This is a genomic window from Pseudomonas sp. MSSRFD41 (assembly GCF_014230245.1).
In the GTDB taxonomy this organism is placed as follows: Bacteria; Pseudomonadota; Gammaproteobacteria; order Pseudomonadales; family Pseudomonadaceae; genus Aquipseudomonas; species Aquipseudomonas piscis.
Genome location: NZ_JACKZK010000002.1, coordinates 594,813 through 610,211 on the forward strand (window position 1 = coordinate 594,813; position 15,399 = coordinate 610,211).

General features: G+C 57.3%; 25 protein-coding genes. 17 read left to right on the top strand and 8 right to left on the bottom strand.

The window, feature by feature from the left end:
• The first annotated feature begins 196 nt into the window (after positions 1-196).
• Positions 197-1,774 (top strand): anti-phage dCTP deaminase, encoded by a 1,578-nt coding sequence (locus H7A76_RS06350; RefSeq protein WP_185697714.1) that lies wholly within the window; start codon positions 197-199, stop codon positions 1,772-1,774.
• 256 nt (positions 1,775-2,030) lie between these two features.
• Here the strand turns inward: H7A76_RS06350 and H7A76_RS06355 are convergent, their stop codons facing one another.
• From H7A76_RS06355 to H7A76_RS06390, 8 genes are all read right to left on the bottom strand, one after another.
• A complete protein-coding gene (locus tag H7A76_RS06355) occupies positions 2,031-3,218 on the bottom strand; it encodes an Arm DNA-binding domain-containing protein (protein ID WP_185697715.1) in 1,188 nt (395 codons plus the stop codon).
• A 159-nt stretch (positions 3,219-3,377) separates the two neighbouring features.
• Positions 3,378-3,866: a hypothetical protein gene (locus tag H7A76_RS06360; protein ID WP_185697716.1), complete on the bottom strand. Its 489-nt coding sequence runs from the start codon at positions 3,864-3,866 to the stop codon at positions 3,378-3,380.
• On the bottom strand, positions 3,859-4,059 hold the full coding sequence (locus H7A76_RS06365; protein ID WP_312026241.1) for a hypothetical protein: 201 nt from the start codon (positions 4,057-4,059) through the stop codon (positions 3,859-3,861). Before H7A76_RS06365 ends, H7A76_RS06360 begins: the two co-directional genes overlap by 8 nt.
• Complete coding sequence (locus H7A76_RS06370) at positions 4,056-4,322, bottom strand: hypothetical protein (protein ID WP_185697717.1); 267 nt, start codon at positions 4,320-4,322, stop codon at positions 4,056-4,058. The genes H7A76_RS06365 and H7A76_RS06370 overlap by 4 nt, the downstream gene beginning before the upstream one ends.
• A complete protein-coding gene (locus H7A76_RS06375) occupies positions 4,319-4,870 on the bottom strand; it encodes a hypothetical protein (RefSeq protein ID WP_185697718.1) in 552 nt (183 codons plus the stop codon). The genes H7A76_RS06370 and H7A76_RS06375 overlap by 4 nt, the downstream gene beginning before the upstream one ends.
• A 179-nt stretch (positions 4,871-5,049) precedes the next feature.
• A complete protein-coding gene (locus H7A76_RS06380) occupies positions 5,050-5,832 on the bottom strand; it encodes a Bro-N domain-containing protein (protein ID WP_185697719.1) in 783 nt (260 codons plus the stop codon).
• A 94-nt stretch (positions 5,833-5,926) separates the two neighbouring features.
• Positions 5,927-6,310 carry a LuxR C-terminal-related transcriptional regulator gene (locus tag H7A76_RS06385; protein WP_185697720.1) on the bottom strand — a complete coding sequence of 128 codons (384 nt, stop codon included), beginning with the start codon at positions 6,308-6,310 and terminating at the stop codon, positions 5,927-5,929.
• Between the two features lie 165 nt (positions 6,311-6,475).
• A complete protein-coding gene (locus H7A76_RS06390) occupies positions 6,476-7,246 on the bottom strand; it encodes an XRE family transcriptional regulator (RefSeq protein WP_185697721.1) in 771 nt (256 codons plus the stop codon).
• Between the two features lie 92 nt (positions 7,247-7,338).
• On the opposite strand from H7A76_RS06390, the gene H7A76_RS32595 reads away from it, so the two are divergent.
• From H7A76_RS32595 to H7A76_RS06470, 16 genes are all read left to right on the top strand, one after another.
• On the top strand, positions 7,339-7,635 hold the full coding sequence (locus H7A76_RS32595; protein ID WP_185697722.1) for a transcriptional regulator: 297 nt from the start codon (positions 7,339-7,341) through the stop codon (positions 7,633-7,635).
• Between the two features lie 143 nt (positions 7,636-7,778).
• Positions 7,779-8,099, top strand: a complete 321-nt coding sequence (locus H7A76_RS06400) for a hypothetical protein (protein WP_185697723.1) — start codon at positions 7,779-7,781, stop codon at positions 8,097-8,099.
• On the top strand, positions 8,096-8,395 hold the full coding sequence (locus H7A76_RS06405; protein ID WP_185697724.1) for a hypothetical protein: 300 nt from the start codon (positions 8,096-8,098) through the stop codon (positions 8,393-8,395). Before H7A76_RS06400 ends, H7A76_RS06405 begins: the two co-directional genes overlap by 4 nt.
• The gene (locus H7A76_RS06410) at positions 8,392-8,679 is read left to right on the top strand and encodes a hypothetical protein (RefSeq protein WP_185697725.1); all 288 of its coding nucleotides are present in this window, start codon (positions 8,392-8,394) and stop codon (positions 8,677-8,679) included. Before H7A76_RS06405 ends, H7A76_RS06410 begins: the two co-directional genes overlap by 4 nt.
• Positions 8,676-8,900 (top strand): hypothetical protein, encoded by a 225-nt coding sequence (locus tag H7A76_RS06415; protein ID WP_185697726.1) that lies wholly within the window; start codon positions 8,676-8,678, stop codon positions 8,898-8,900. Before H7A76_RS06410 ends, H7A76_RS06415 begins: the two co-directional genes overlap by 4 nt.
• Positions 8,897-9,628 (top strand): Rha family transcriptional regulator, encoded by a 732-nt coding sequence (locus tag H7A76_RS06420; RefSeq protein ID WP_185697727.1) that lies wholly within the window; start codon positions 8,897-8,899, stop codon positions 9,626-9,628. Before H7A76_RS06415 ends, H7A76_RS06420 begins: the two co-directional genes overlap by 4 nt.
• On the top strand, positions 9,625-9,957 hold the full coding sequence (locus H7A76_RS06425; RefSeq protein ID WP_185697728.1) for a hypothetical protein: 333 nt from the start codon (positions 9,625-9,627) through the stop codon (positions 9,955-9,957). Before H7A76_RS06420 ends, H7A76_RS06425 begins: the two co-directional genes overlap by 4 nt.
• Entirely contained in the window at positions 9,954-10,244 is a 291-nt protein-coding gene (locus tag H7A76_RS06430) for a hypothetical protein (protein ID WP_185697729.1), read from the top strand. The genes H7A76_RS06425 and H7A76_RS06430 overlap by 4 nt, the downstream gene beginning before the upstream one ends.
• Positions 10,241-10,468: a hypothetical protein gene (locus tag H7A76_RS06435; protein WP_185697730.1), complete on the top strand. Its 228-nt coding sequence runs from the start codon at positions 10,241-10,243 to the stop codon at positions 10,466-10,468. The genes H7A76_RS06430 and H7A76_RS06435 overlap by 4 nt, the downstream gene beginning before the upstream one ends.
• Positions 10,465-10,929, top strand: coding sequence for an HNH endonuclease (locus tag H7A76_RS06440; protein WP_221775117.1), 465 nt, complete (start codon positions 10,465-10,467; stop codon positions 10,927-10,929). Before H7A76_RS06435 ends, H7A76_RS06440 begins: the two co-directional genes overlap by 4 nt.
• Complete coding sequence (locus H7A76_RS06445) at positions 10,926-11,693, top strand: hypothetical protein (protein WP_260497913.1); 768 nt, start codon at positions 10,926-10,928, stop codon at positions 11,691-11,693. Before H7A76_RS06440 ends, H7A76_RS06445 begins: the two co-directional genes overlap by 4 nt.
• Positions 11,674-12,474, top strand: a complete 801-nt coding sequence (locus H7A76_RS06450; protein WP_185697731.1) for an ATP-binding protein — start codon at positions 11,674-11,676, stop codon at positions 12,472-12,474. Before H7A76_RS06445 ends, H7A76_RS06450 begins: the two co-directional genes overlap by 20 nt.
• On the top strand, positions 12,471-13,859 hold the full coding sequence (locus tag H7A76_RS06455; RefSeq protein WP_185697732.1) for a replicative DNA helicase: 1,389 nt from the start codon (positions 12,471-12,473) through the stop codon (positions 13,857-13,859). The genes H7A76_RS06450 and H7A76_RS06455 overlap by 4 nt, the downstream gene beginning before the upstream one ends.
• Positions 13,852-14,139 carry a hypothetical protein gene (locus H7A76_RS06460; RefSeq protein WP_185697733.1) on the top strand — a complete coding sequence of 96 codons (288 nt, stop codon included), beginning with the start codon at positions 13,852-13,854 and terminating at the stop codon, positions 14,137-14,139. The genes H7A76_RS06455 and H7A76_RS06460 overlap by 8 nt, the downstream gene beginning before the upstream one ends.
• Entirely contained in the window at positions 14,136-14,525 is a 390-nt protein-coding gene (locus H7A76_RS06465; protein WP_185697734.1) for an antiterminator Q family protein, read from the top strand. The genes H7A76_RS06460 and H7A76_RS06465 overlap by 4 nt, the downstream gene beginning before the upstream one ends.
• A 321-nt stretch (positions 14,526-14,846) precedes the next feature.
• The gene (locus H7A76_RS06470) at positions 14,847-15,368 is read left to right on the top strand and encodes a hypothetical protein (RefSeq protein WP_185697735.1); all 522 of its coding nucleotides are present in this window, start codon (positions 14,847-14,849) and stop codon (positions 15,366-15,368) included.
• The last annotated feature ends 31 nt before the right edge of the window (positions 15,369-15,399 follow it).

Below are 15,399 nucleotides of genomic sequence, written 5' to 3' on the forward strand. Positions count from 1 at the left end.
AGACGTCCGTGGACGTCTTTTTTTGATCATTTGGTGGAGCCGGGGGGATTTGAACCCGCGTCTAACCCTTATGATTCGGGGGCTCCACCGGTAAAGCTGGCAAAAAGCTGTCATATGTCGCGATGCCACGACGGATGTGCCATTCTTGGGTTTCCTTGACTTGCTATTCATTTAGCATCCAGACGGAAGGAATCGTATGGTCGTGCCCATTGCCGCAGCCCCTAGTGACACCCCGCGTGCCGAGCGTACCGTGTTCGATGATCACGGTGCATACTTAAAATCGCTTACACCTGAAATTGTTATAGCGCTATGTGGCCCGATGGGTACGCCGCTACATGAGGTTGCAAAAACTTTTCAAGAGTTGATTCGAGGAACGGATTTTGGATATGCAGAAGTCAAGATTCTGCGGTTGAGTGATGAAATCCGGCGCTTGAAAGGCCTGATGGATGAAAAATCAATTGAACGGCTAATTGATGCAGGGAACGAACTTCGTAAGGAGTATGGCAATGCTGTTCTTGCGAAGTTGGCAGTTCAAGACATATTGTTATCACGGGCTGCACATCAGAACGCACATGACTCGGAACTAAGACAGAAAGAGCCTGAGGCGGCAGAAGATAGCGCAGCAGTCATGCCAAGGGCGGCTAGGAAGTGTTGCCACATTATTGATTCAATAAAAAATATTGACGAGCTAACACTCCTTCGATCTGTTTATGGCGATATGCTTCATGTCGTAGGTGTGTACTCGCCAATTGAGATGCGGCTTGAGCGTTTGGCAAGAATAAAAGGCCCTACAGATGAGATTCATAAGCTCATTGATCGAGACTCTGGCGAAGAAGTTAAGTACGGCCAAAGTGTTGAGGATACGTTCCCGCAGTGTGATTTTTTCTTGAGGGTTGACTCGGCTACAGATTCGCAGCGAAACACGAGGGTTAGGCGATTTCTCGAGCTGATGTTAGGCACAAGAATTATTACCCCCACCGTCAATGAGCGTGCGATGTATGCGGCTTACTCAGCTGCGCGCAATTCTGCTTGTCTTTCACGACAAGTAGGTGCAGCCATAACTAATTCGGAGGGTGAAATACTCGCTTCAGGTTGGAATGATGTCCCAAAAGCGTTTGGTGGCTTGTATCATACAGCTGATCAAAACTCTTCAACGGACGAGGATCGTAGGTGTTGGAATATCGAGGGCGGGCGCTGTTTTAACGATGCTGAGAAAACCGACATCGCTAATGCCATGGTAGACAGGCTTATTGCAAATGGGCTCGTGGAGGAGAAAAAGCGTTCATCCGCATTTGAAATGCTTAGAAAAGACTCCCAGCTAAAGAGCCTTATTGAATTTTCTCGTGCTGTGCATGCGGAAATGCATGCTCTGTTGACAGCAGGAGAAACAAAGGGGGGGCAGATTAGAAATGGGAAACTCTTTGTCACTACCTACCCTTGTCACTCATGTGCACGGCATCTTGTCGCCGCTGGCGTGAAAGAAGTCTACTTTCTCGAACCCTATAGAAAGAGCTTAGCGACTAGATTGCACTCCGACTCCATCACAGAGCGAGAAAGCGATGACTCAAAGGTACGAGTTATGCCTTTTGACGGAGTAGCTCCTTCTAGGTTCTTACGGTTTTTCTCGGCCCACCCAGGCGGCAGAAAGGATCCAAAAGGTGCGATGCATGTCCACGAGGCTTCGCCCGTGACAGCAATCACTCTTGAGGCTATACATACGCTTGAAGCGTTCACCTTAAGAGCATTAAAATCCGCCGGCTTGAACAAACGGTGATCATCAATGTCGGACAGAGACCAGCATCCTATGGGGAATGGCATGGAGCAGCAGATGCAGCTTTCCTTGGATTTTCAGTCTGTTACGGTGCAGCCTGGTGAGCATTTAGCTTACTCAGAGGTAGCGAGCTACAGTGTAGACGTCTCTGCGCTCCGCTCGAACGTCGTGCAGTTCAGGAGTGATCGAGTGCTCGCAACCTCGCATTTCAGACCGGCGGTAACCGTGGAGTCTGACACAGACCTGATCAATCAGATCGTTAGCAGTGTTCGCTTTTACTAGCCCCGGGCACTGCTAGATCGTCGGGAGCCCAAAGCGTCTCAGCTCTGGCTCCCGCGTGGATGTCTGCATTTGGCATCCACCGCCCATAGACTCTTGCGATCATAGTCCAGTCGCTATGACCCATCTGATTGGCAACCCACATGGGGTGTTCACCAGCGGAGAGCATCATGGAGGCGTAGGTGTGCCGCGTTTGATAGGGACGCCGGTACCGAACGCCGGCCTTCTTCATCGCAGGATGCCACATTGTTTTGCGGATCGGTTGGTCACCAGCCCAACGCTCAAGTGTGCGCGGGTTCTGGAACACTTCTTTGTCAGCCAGGAAGGTGTGCTCTTTCTGCGCCTTGAGCGCCTCCATGGCTGGCCGCAGCAACTTCACTGTCCGTCGGCCGGCAGCAGTCTTTGTTACCTCGGCCTCCCTTCCTGCAGCCTGGGTCATTGCTCGGCTGATCATCACCTCCCCTCGCACCCAGTCCACATCACCCCAGTCCAGCGCGACCAGTTCGCTTGTTCGAAGACCAGTCCAGAGCGCGAACTGCACCAGGTTCCTGGCCTGGCCGCTCAGGGCAGCCAGAATCGTCTGCTGTTCCTCTGGTGTGAAAGGGTCCACATCGTCATCCTTTGGCGGCGCCTCTTTCCTGGCGTAGGTCCACCCAGCCAACGGGTTCATGTCCAGCAGTTCCTCGTCGACCGCATCGTTGAGAGCTGACCGTAGGCAGCTCTGGATGTTGCTCAGGGTCTTGTTGCCGACCTGCAGCGTATCCAGCCAGTCCTTGATCGTCTTCCTCTTGAGGTCGAGGATGAGGTGGTGCCCAAGCGCAGGAACAAGGCGCAGCTCGACTATTTTCCGGTAGCCGTCGAAGGTGCTGCTGGAAATATGCTTCTGCTTGCCGGCCAGCCACCGGGCAAGGAATCCACCGAGAGTTTCCTGGCTTGTCTCCGGAGCGAATTTGGCCGCCCTGGGAGATCCAGGAAACGTTACGGAATAGTCGAAGGTTCCCTGGTCGATTGCGTGCTCGATCGCCGCCTTATGTTGCTGGGCCTTCTTTAGGTTAGTGGCGGTGGGCTTGAGCGCGACGCGCTCGCGGCACCTAACACCCCGGAACATGAACGTGATCTCGATGCTCGAGTCTGAGACTGCCCTGACACCGCTCCCACCTCTACCCATGTCTCGTATCCTTCCAAGTCGATCAGCGTCCGGCCGTCCGGCGCCTTTATCCAAATTTCACCCAGCCGCCAGACCCCGTCGCGGATCTTCGATCTGATCGCGTCCTCGGTGTAGCCAGACTCGCTGGCGAACTTTCTGACGGTCATGTAACGCATGCTCTTACTCCGCCTGATGCGTCAGGTTCTGACTGTCACGCTGATCTAGCAGCGCCGTCTTGCGGTAGCAGTCGACCGGGAATCCATACTCGCGGCAGGCGCAAGCTTCGCCACACTCCTTGTCCCGCCGCTCGATGCGCAGCAGGCCGTGCCTCACGGCGATGTCCTGAATATCGCAACCGTCAAAACTACCGCCCTCATAGCTGGCATCAACCAGCTCGATGGCGAAAGCGCGCAATGGCGCTGGGTACTGGCTCAGCTTCTCGTTGGCATCCAGTACGCTATTCAGCTGTCCCCGTAGGGACTTGTTCTCGGCGATGCTCAGAAAGCATGCGTGGTTTGCGACCTTCAGCTCCTCCTTGAGCCGATCGATCTCCTCGCTCAGGGCCAAGCAGCCTGCAGCAAGGTTTCTGTGGTTTTCGTCCGAGCAGAACCTGCGATCGGTCAGGATGCGGCTTGCCAGGGCGGTCAGCTCGGCGCTTGCCTTACTCATCACTTCGCCCCTCCGACTCGGTCACTACGCGAAGTTTGAAGTTGATCCCGCAGGCCTGGGCCATGGCCACAAGCTCGCCGACCCTGGTGGAGGGTTCTTGCAGGGCCTGGCCGAAGCGCACCAGACGGGCGCCGAGGCTGGCGAATACAGAGCCGGCGCCGGGCTTATCTTCCAATTTGAAGGTCATGGTCATAGCTGGAATACCTCTTCGTGCTGGCGCTGGAGCGGAACCGCGGCCGGGGTAGGCCCGTCCTGATCTTGCTCCGGGGCCAGGGTGGGCTGGCGCTGGATCTGGTCGTCGGGCAAGCAACTGATGCCCGTGCCTTCGCCTGGGCCTACGATCCAGCAGGTGACGTGACGATTTGGGTCATGCACAACCCGCAAACCCGGGTACCAGGTCGCGGCATGGCTGGCGCTGGCGAGCAGAACGAGCGCGAGAATGATCATGGACTTCATAGCGGATGCTCCTGCATTCCCTGCGCCGCCTGCTGCTGGGTGAAGCTCCGGATCGCAGCATCAATGCGCAGGTCCAGGTCCTCGCCAACACGCGCTGTGCCGATACCGCCTGCCCTATCGAACACGGCGGGAGTGAAACCGCTTCCGGTTGACACGGCATGATCGCGCAGCCATCGGTACCGGCGGGCATCGGCAGTCATGCGGACGCGATCATCGATATCGAGCGGCGCCTCCATCAGGCTGATCTTCTGCTGGAGGGCGGCAATGATTGCGATGAGGTCAGGCTCCAGGTCGTCTTGGTGCTGGTTGACGTTTTCACCGAAATTGACGTTCTGGTTGACAGTGCCACTGTCAACCGAGGTCGATCGAGGCTTCGCCTGTTGTTCCTCAAGGATGGCCTGCAGGTCGCCCAGGCTGGCGCCGGCAATCACAGCCAGTCCGCGCCCGATCGAAACGTGGGCGCCGAGCTTGGCGAACGGCAGGATGCTTTCCAGGTTGCCACCATCGCTGGGGCGTAAGATCAAAGTCACGCGATCAATGCTGCTCATGGTTTTGGCTCCATAAATAGGATCTACTACTGGCCGGCTCGCTCGAGCCTTTGGTTCTTTACCAGTCACGGATGGCTGACCAATCGGTTCGAGCGAGCCTCCTTATTGGTTTTTCCAGGCAAGCCGAGGGCGTGCCGAATAACTTGGCAATCAGTTAAAGTTGTGGCGTTACTTTCTAGTTAACGCAGGTCGTACATATCCAGACGTTCGCACAGTTCGTCGAACTTGCTTTCGTAAATGTGAACTTGAACTTCAAGTTGATTCGCCGGGTTAGTTACGTTTTTGCCGTATGTCAGGCCTGCATCAGTCAGCGCCCAAAACTCTTTGAGTCCTTTGCTTTTGCTTGGACGCTGCTTGCGCTCGACCATCCCCGCAGACTGCATGCACAAGTACGCCTTGCGCGCCGTAAAGGGCATAGACTTCTTCTTGATCAAAGTGGCAAGGGCAGCAGTTGTATGGCTGCTATCGCTGCCATCCGGAGCATCAACTGCATAGTTAGGTAGCAGGTCGGCCTGACCGATTTTCGCTCCGTACTTTTGATACATGCCCAAGGTAGCGCTGGGCGAGAGGTTCAAAGCGCGGGCCGCTGATTCGATAAAGATCGTCGCGTCATTGGCGCTTGGGGGTTGTTGCTGCTGGGACATCGAATAGCTGCCGCTGCGGCGAATGGTTGGCAGTACTTCATGGGTTACCCAGCGCTTGAATGGCTTGGCTTCCGGCTTGCCACTGGTAAGGATTGCCGAGAACAGGCCTGGTTCGTTGATGGTCGAGATGCCGCGTGGTCCAAAACCTGCGATTTGCCGGTTTTGCTTTTCGTCGTCATCCAGCTTTTTGGTCATCTCGTAGGCATCGCTGTAGCCCAGTACCTCGGCGACTTCCATCGCGATGAACCACGGTTCTCCGTTCTCATCCAGAATCACCTGGATCGAGTGGCCGTTGAAGCTGCGTTGAATCAAGTTCATCTGGTATCTCCGAAAGGATGGGGTCGCGTTTCGCTACCCCTTCGATCAGGCTTGGTCACCGCACAGGGCTCTCGCTGAAAGCCCTCGACGCTGACTACGCCGCCACCTGTTGCTCAACCCGCCGTGCCGCAACGCGAAGCTCGACCCGTTTCTCGCTACCACCACGGCGAATGCGCAGGACCTGGTCGTCGCTGACTGCGCCATGCACTGCCAGAATTGCGGCCAGGATCGCGGCAGGGCTGATAACTCCTCGCCGGAAGCCTTCGGCAACCAATGCGGCTCGGCGGGTGACGCCCCACTTAGTGCCCAGCGCGATTAGGCGCTTCTTCACGCCGTCCTCGCTGATTCCAAGGGCGCGAGCGACCTCTTTTCCCGATGCGCCACCAGCAATCGCCATCAGACACTGCAGCTCGCGCGGAGCTGCGCCGCGGCCAAGGAAGCCTGTGAAGCCCGCGAAGTTGATGGTGGTGGAAGTCATGCTGGTAGCTCCATGCTGGTTGCGATGGACAAAATATAGGATATCCTTTATTAAAAGGTCAACAGGAATACCTTTATTTTTTGGCTTAATTCGAAACTTAATTGCGGCAGAAGGATCGAGGGGGTGAAAAAAGCCCGCTCATGGCGGGCTGCGTTGACCTGAGGATCACCTGGAATACATTGCCCACCAGAATACGTGCCCAATGATTGAGATCTGTTGCTCCTGAAGCTCGGCAAAGGTGTAGTCCTCGTCAGGGTATTCATCCCGGTTAAAACTGCGCAGGCGTAGCCCAGTAGGCAGTCGAAATACCTGCTTTATGCGTAGCTGGCCATCATGACTGATCGCATACATCTCGCCGTTAACGATGTCGGTGAACGCGCTTTTTGCTGTATTGACGCCCACAGTTGCTCCATCACGCAAAACGGGCTGCATGCTGCTGCCGCTTACGGCTACGCATTTTGCGTTATTGAACTGCACGCCATTCTGGCGCAGATCCTTTTTAAAGAAGCGTAGCCGGGCGGTATCGCTTTCTTCGATCGCGAATCGGCCTGTGCCCGCGGCTAGCTCGACCTCTTGAAGGAAGGGGACGTAAACCTCGTCGTCATGGAGCGGCGTTTCGTCGTCCCAAGTTTCAATCGCTCCAAGCTGGGCAGGGCTTGACTCAATCACTTTCTGGAAGTCTTCAGGGATAATCTTGGCCTGAAACCCTCCAACCGTCGACGCCCACTGGTGCCCAGGGAACTTCGTTCCCTCTGACAGCCATACCGGGTCAACTCCGCAAACCTGAGCCAGGCGGACTAGATGGCCGCTGGATTTTGAGAGGCCGCGCTCTATTTCGGACACGGATGCTTGTTTTATGCCCGCACGCTCAGCCAGCTCCACCTGAGTGAGCCCTGCTTTCTTGCGTGCGTACTTGAGGCGATCTTTAAGTTCCATAGCTGCTCAATTTAATGGATTGCCTTTTTCCTTGCAAAAAGGTTTGCCTGTAAATACGATAAAGGAATACCTCTACAAGGTCTGTTTTTATCATGAGCATCTTCAACGAATTAGCGTCCTTCTTCGGGGGGCAGGTAGCAACAGCTGCAGCTCTTGGAGTAACCCAGGGAACTGTTAGCGGATGGATTCGGGGTGTCCATGGCTGCTCTGCTGAAGTGGCCTTTCTTGCCGAGCGCATTACCGATGGCAAATTTCTTGCGTCTCAACTTAGGCCATCCCTCGCAAACCCCGCTCCAACCTTGACCGAAACTGTACGCCCAGTCCCGCCCGCCCATCAGTCCGCTGATGGTGCTGTTCAAACATCCAGTACCAAGCAGGCCTTCCCGTGAGCCTCCGTCATTCCCCCCTGTTTTTGCTGTCCGGCTGACTTTTCTCCGGGCAACAAAAAAGCCCAGCACTTGGCTGAGCTTTTCTAATCGCCACTCGCGCCAACGAGTGGTTTGTATCTAATCGTCTTGAAGGAGACGAAGTAATGCCGAACCCAAAAAATAGCACCGCCCCATCAGTTGCGCAACTCCCCAAGTTGAGGGTTTGCGAATTTGGCCCGGATTACACCGATCTTTTTCGCATCAATCCAGATGCCGATCTCATTGGCGCTTTGGGATTTGCCGCCGACCTTGCTGACGGCGCTAGCCAGCTGTCTGGTCGCCTTGCGTATGCGATCAATGACGGCGAGCTCAGCTATCTGAGCGAAATTCGTGCACTGGGCTTCCTCAGCGATGTGGTCGGTACCTTGTGCCGATCTGCAGAGCGCGGACTGAGGGCCGCATACCCGGCGGAGGATGCCCAATGACCGCCTCAACTCAGAACCTGCAGAAAATTGCCCGCGCGGCCCTGAATGAGCTCATCACCTGCCGGGAGGCGCTTTTCCAGATCGAGGCCTTGTTTCTTGCTATGAAAAATCAAGACCTCACCCGTGACACCCTGGAGCAGTTGGTCAACCTGGGGCTTTCCGTAGCTGGCGACATCGCCAACCTCGAATCTGAAAACATCAGCAGCCTTGAAGGGCGGTATGACGAGGCTATTTCTGCGCCACAAAACGGCGAATCGCAGAACGTGGCGCGGATTCCCGTGGAGGGCTCGCGATGAGTACTTCTATCGATGAGATCAAGAGCTTGGCAGATGACGCGGAATTTCAGGCAGACGCGACCATTGAAGTTTGCACCTGGGTTGCAGCCATCGCTCGCGCCATCGCTCGTGACGCTGAGACCGGCGGTGGCAAAGACGTACCAGTGCTGACCGACTTGGCGAAGTATTTCGACGACGCGGGCGCTACGAGCATGGCCGCTGCATTCGAACACTTCAGGTCGATTGCAGCCATTGTTTCCAAGGCCAATGGCAAAGCCCAGCAAGCTACCGGGGGTGACCTATGAGCCGGGAGGCCATTCTTGAAGATCGCCTAGAGACCTCACTGATCACCATCGAGAGCCTGGCGAAGATCCTGATCAACAACGAGGCGCTGCGCGGAAGTGATCAGCCACCTCAACTCGATTCGCTTGATGTTGACGCGGTCATGAGGGCGGTTCTGCTGATCAGCGGTCGGGCTCACGACGATTTCTGCGAGGTGATGAACTCGATGGAGGCGCGCCAATGAGCATCGTCAAATTCCAAGGCGGCGATGCCGTCACCATGTCCTCCCGTGAGATCGCCGATCTGGTTGGTTCTCGCCACGATAGCGTCAAGCGGACCATTGAAAGGCTGGTCGAGCGGAAGGTTATCGGTGCGCCACCATCGGTGGAATACCTCGACAGTCTCGGTCGGCCGGCGGTCGAGTACCTGGTCAGCAAGCGCGACAGCTTCATCGTCGTGGCTCAGCTCTGCCCAGAGTTTACCGCGGCGCTGGTCGATCGCTGGCAGGCCCTGGAAGAGCAGGCCGCCCGCCCGATGACCCAGGCCGAGATCATCGCCGCCAACGCGAACCACCTGGTGGCAGTCGAGCGCCAGCAGCGGGAGCAGCAGGTGGCGCTGGAACGGATCGAGCGCCGCGTCGAGGACCTTAGCCAGACGGTGGTATGGGATCACTGCCCGCAGAACTGCCAGGCGCTCACTCGCGTCAAGGAAACGATGCTCAAGCGCCACGGGCTCTCAGGCGCCGTCGTCGACTACGTGCTGAGGGTCTGGCCGAACCAGCCAAACCCGGCCGGCATGGTTCGCAACGGCCACGAAGAAGCGCTCGGCTCGCAGTATCTCGTCTGGTCGAAGCACCACGTCACAGCCGCTTTCCACCGCTTCGTTTCCGAATCCACGATGGTCACCGCCACCCAGGCGACCCACCCATATTTCGAGGGCCGGTTCCGCCTGGTCCAGAAGGTGCCTCAATGAGCAATGTCATCGGATTTCCTCAGCCTGCAGCAACCGTGCACATCAACGACGAGACCATGAGCTTGCTTGCCAGTGATCAGCTCATCTACCGGATCTGGGATCTGCTCGACAGCACAGTCGAGATCATCGGCAACCCCAATGACCCCGACTCGCGTGACCATTGGCAGATCAATCAGCAAGAAGCCTATGGCAACTCGCTGGAGGCCCAGATATGCGCTCGGGTGCTGGTTCGCCGAATCATTGGCGTAGAACCCCGCGAAATTCAGAGAGAGCAGACGCGCCGCTTGCTCGCCGCATGCGGAATTTCGCGCGACGGAGGTGAGGCATGAGCGCTCAATTCAAAGTCGATCGTCAAATCCACCATGACCAGTTCTATTTCGAGCAGTTCGACAATTTCACGCTGGCAGCGATGAGCTTCAACTTGACCGACGATGCCTATGACGAGCTGACTCACACGCAGGATCTGCGCCTTGACGCTGACACCGCATGGGATTTGGCTGCATCCATCGCGAACGCGAACATGGCCCTTCGTGTGCTGGTGCTGAGGCTGAGCAGTGAGTCTGCGGAAGCGCGGGCGGCGGGCGAGTCCCCGATGATTGGGGAGACGCTGCAATGACCATCATCAACCCTCATACACCCCCCCAGGAGCTCCGTACAGCCACGATCGTGACCGGCCCCTGGCCGACCTACGCCCAGTTCAAGGATCTGCCCGAGCGCGAGCGCTGGGTGTTGTATGGATCGGCCAAAGCCTATCGCGAAGCGCTGGAGCGGCAAGGTTTCCAGATCAGCGAGAGCTACGACGACTTCATCGGCCGCGTCTCTGGGGAGCTTGATGTATGAGCATCGACCAAATCCTGCGGAAGCCCGTTTACTTCGGCGAAGTCGATGGGGTGATCTACGAAGACCGCGATCAGTACTTCGAAGCGATCGCCGCGAAAGAGACAGAAGCTATCGACAATTTCTGCGCCTACCTGGATGAAAACCGCGACCTGCTGATGTACGTCGCCCGTCAGGGCGATGGGGAGGGTGGTCGCCTGGTGCAAATCCTCAAGCAAGCGCTGTTCGGGGCTCGAGACGACAAGAAGACCGCCTACCGGAAGAAGAAAATCCCGGATCGCCTGCGCACGGCCGTGATGGAGCGCGATATGTACCGGTGCGTTCGGTGCGGCTCGCATCGTGAGCTGTGCGCCGACCACATCTTTCCCGAGGTGCTGGGAGGTGAGGCAACCCTTGAAAATCTCCAAACACTCTGCCGCCCTTGCAATACCAGCAAGGGCGGGCGGGTAGAGGTATCTGTATGAGCATCATCCGCGCGCCTCGGCCCGAGGCAAATTTCTACATGCTCAACAAGGCGATCATCGAGGATGGTCGTCTCGGATGGGCTGCTCGCGGCCTGCTGGTGTTTCTGCTTGGCAAGCCTGACCACTGGAACGTGTCTGTCGCTCACCTGCGTAACGAAACTGCCAACGCGTTCAAACCCACTGGTCGAGATGGAGTTTACGGGTTGCTGCAGGAGCTGATCACGGCAGGTTATGTCGAGCGCAGGCAGGATCGATCCGAAGATGGCGTACTCGGTGAAATCCATTACGTGGTGTCCGAAACACCGCTTCCGGATTCACCGTATCCGGCTTCACCGGAAACGGCTCAGCCGTATCCGGCAAATCCGACACTAGTAAGTATTGAAGATAAGCAAGTACTGAAAAAACCAGCAAGGACTGAAAAACCCTCGTGCAACTCGGGAGAGTCGAGCGTCGAGTTTGAGCGGTTCTGGAAGCTCTACCCTCGCAGGGTTGGAAAGGACAAGGCCGCGAAGGTCTGGGCAAAGCTCAAGGTGGACGCCTCCCTGTTCGCCCGCATTGGTACCGCCCTGGCTGCCTGGAGCAAGTCTCCTGAATGGACCAAGGATGGTGGTCAGTTCATTCCCCACGCTGCCACCTGGCTGAACGGCAAGCGCTGGGAGGACGAACTCCCCGCAACCGCCGCCCGCTCTGGGTCTTTCAACGACCTGCCGCAACACACACCCGATATGTATGAGGAGAGCCACGATGGCCGTGCAAATTTCTGAACTGTTCCATCGCCGCCAGACCATGCGTAGCTTTGCCGGGCAGTGTGCCGTCCATGGCGAGGTCGACATGAGCGAGGTCGAGCAGCTCGATGGCTCGATGCTGGCGCGTGGTTGCAAGCGCTGTGCATGGGAGGCGCTGCATAACGCCCCTCGCGATTCGCAGGCCTATGCCCTGGCCAACGCCCAGCGCCAAGCCGAGCGCTCAATGTCCGCATTGATCTCTGCCGGGATCACTCCGCGATTTTCGGATGCGACGTTCGAGAGTTACCGCGTGGAGCATCAAGGACAGCAGAAGGCCCTGGCTGAATGCCGGGCCTATGCCGAGCAGTTCCCTGAGCACTTTCGCGATGGCCGCTCGCTGCTGCTGACCGGCAATGTCGGTTGCGGCAAGACCCACCTGGCCACGGCTATCGTACGCACCGTTGTAGCGGACAGGGCCACTGCGCTGATCGTTCCGGCCGGGGAGATCGTGAGCATTGCCCAAGGCTCGATGGTACCCGGTGCCGGGTACACCGATTACGACGTGGTGCGGCATCTGGGCGCCCTGGACCTGTTGGTGATCGACGAGGTCGGCTGTCAGAAAGGCAGCGAGTACGAGCTGCGGCTACTGCACAGCATCATCGACCGCCGCTATCAGGCCGTGCTGCCCACGGTGCTGATCAGCAACCTCGGCCCCGAAGGGCTCAAGGCCTACATTGGCGATCGCGCCCTGGATCGACTGCGGCAAAACGGTGGCAAGGCGCTGGGCTTCACCTGGCCCTCCATGAGGGCTACGGCATGAGAGAGCTCTACAGCATTGAGGCCGAGCACGGCGTGCTGGGCGCTGTGATGCAGGCCGCTCTGGGGCAGGACTTCGGCCTGGTCGAGGATATTCTTGGGCAGATGGCCTCTGGCGACTTCTTCCATGACGACAATGCCGCGCTGTTCGAGGCAATGCTCGAGTGTCACGCCCAAGGCATACCGGTTGACCCTGTGATGGTGGGTACCGTTCAGCGGACGCTGCCCAGCGGTGACCTGGTCCTGGCCTATGCCTCGGAGCTCGCCAACAACGTTCCGTCGATGGCGAACTGGAAGGCATACGCCAAACACGTCAAAGAGTGGGGCGTTATCCGCCGCATTCTCAGCATCGCCGAACAGGCCAGGGAAATGGTGGAGGAGGGCACTCGCACCGCTGAGATCATCGCCGCCTCCCAGCAGGCCATGGCGGATCTGCGCAACTTGGACGGTGAGGCCAAGTCGTTCAAGCGGCTTGATCAATGGATGGGGGATGCTGCCGATCTGGTGGACGAAAAGCACCGCGGGGTTGCACCTGAATGGCCCTCGACTGGCCTTGAAACACTGGATGAGCTGGTGCAGGGCATTCGCCCGAAAAAGGTCACGGTGATTGCTGGTTTGCCGGGCAGTGGCAAGACCACGCTGGCGCTACAGATTGCCCAGCACAACGCGATCAGGCGCAAACAGCCGTGGCTGGTCTTCTCTATCGAGATGCCCGGCGAAGAACTTGGCCTGCGGGCCATCGCCTCGCTAGGCGGTGTCAGCCTGCGCAAGCTGGACAACCCGGAGGACATGCGCGACGACGACTGGGCGAACATGGTGGGAGCGGTAGCAATCGCCAACAACGCTCCGCTGTTCGTCTGCGATGAGCCTGTGCAGACCCCTGCGACCATCCGTGCCACGGCCCGGCAATGCCAGCGTGAGCACGGTCTGGCCGGCATCGTGGTGGACTACCTGACCCTGGTGCGTAGCGATCGTGCAGGCCGAAGTCGTAGCGAGGAGGTCGGCAAGATCAGCAAGGCGTTCTTGCAGTTGGCGAAGGAGCTGGACATTCCGGTCATTGAGCTGGCCCAACTCAACCGGGATTCGACAAAGCGGGTAGGGAAAAAGCCCCAATCCAGCGACCTGCGCGACTCCGGGGAGATCGAGGCGGACGCCAGCTGCATCCTCATGGCTCACCGTGACATGGATAGCGAGGCGGGCCAGAACGGCGTCACCGAGATTCTGATGACCAAGTGTCGCCATGCCCGGGTCGGTAGCTGCTTCGTCCAGCAGGAGGGGCAGTATGGCCGGTTCGCCAACTTCACCGGCAGTCTGCCCAGCGACGACGAGGTCGAGATGGGGCGCGGCAGCTACGCCAATCGATACAAGGGGAGAAAAGACAATGAATAACGTAACTGCGGCGTTGCCGCGCAAAAGCCTGAGCTCAGTCGAATGCAAGTTCCTGAAGGTCGGCAACCGGATGCTGCTAGAGCAGGTCAATGGCCGTATCGCTTCGGCGGCCCTGATGGACATCGTTGCCGACTGGCACGGTGCTCGGGCGAACATCGGTTTCGAGCAGTTTGCCAAGAGCTGGATCACCGAGGGCAACGCCAAGAACAAACACGCCAACAAGCTGCTACGAGAGCTGTTTGGCCTTGATCAAGATCCGACCCCGCGGAGGGCTGCATGAAGAAGCGAACGTATATCGACAAGCCCCTGGGGGACACTGAGTACTTGCTAGAGCAGTGGGGCTGGTGGCGAATGGATGGAATGGGTGTGCCGCGCTACACGTCGCCGCTGTATGCACTGATGCGGGACAATGTGCCGTCGGAGGGCGGCATGAAACAGTACGTGATCACCGACGACTTGGCCCTGGCCGTAGATGGTGCGGTTGGCAGACTGACTAAGCGCGACGAGCAGATGGGGGGATTCATCTGGCTGTACTACGGTGCGAAGTGGCCCGCACTCCGGGTCGGTCGCGAGAACGGGTTGAGCGAGGCGAAGGCCAGGGAGGTTATCAAGGCTGGCGTAGCTTGGATCGATTGCGCGCTGGAGCAATTCCGAGATGCTGCGTAAAAAGTTCTTTCCTCGCGGATAAACACCTGTTTTCATGGCAGCGTGTTTAGCTTTTCAAGCGCGACACCCAAGAGAAAGCCCGGCCATTGAGTCGGGCTTTGTGTTGCCCGGTTGATCCTTGTTTGGCATCATCCGGCCGCCATTCCTCATACCCAGTCCTCCATCCCTCTCTTTTGGGGGCTGGGATGAGGGGTGGACCAGACCCCGCCAGTGAGCGGGGTTTGTCGTTTCTGAGGGGTGAGAAAGCCTGATAGCATTCTGGCGTCATTCAAACATGAGAGAGCAAAAGGAATGTTTGCGAGAACAGCTGTAATTAGCCTCATGCTGATCCCTCTGATTGCAGGCGCTGCCCAAAAGACGGAGTACCTCATTCCAGAGAACTGGGAGGCGGGTAAGTCGGAGGCCAAAGAGGAAAGCCACCTGGAGTTGACGCCTAAAACGTTCCAGGCTGGTATGGGAAAGCACCTCAAGGAGATCCCTCAATGCTCCGCTGCGAAGTTGAGCAAGGGGGAATTGATCAAAGACGGCAAGGTGGTTTATCAGACGCTGAAGCTGGGTAGTGCATCGATAGAAGTCATTCTTGATTTGAGCGCGAATGGAAAAATTGCTAACGCCAAGTTCACTGGCTCCCAGGGGGCAAAAAACGACGCTCAGGTCCAAGCTATGATGTGCTCGACCTATGCGGTTATGCGGACTTTGCAGCCGGACTATGAAACACCAGAGCAAGCAAGTGGAAACATGGCTCATGTGTGGAAATCGGCCGCAAGCAAGCCTTTCACGATGGCTTTCTATTTCAACAGCATCAAGACTCAGTATGTGCCGTTTGAAATGAATGTTTTTTAGTTTCAACTTGAACTGAATCGAACCCGTATAG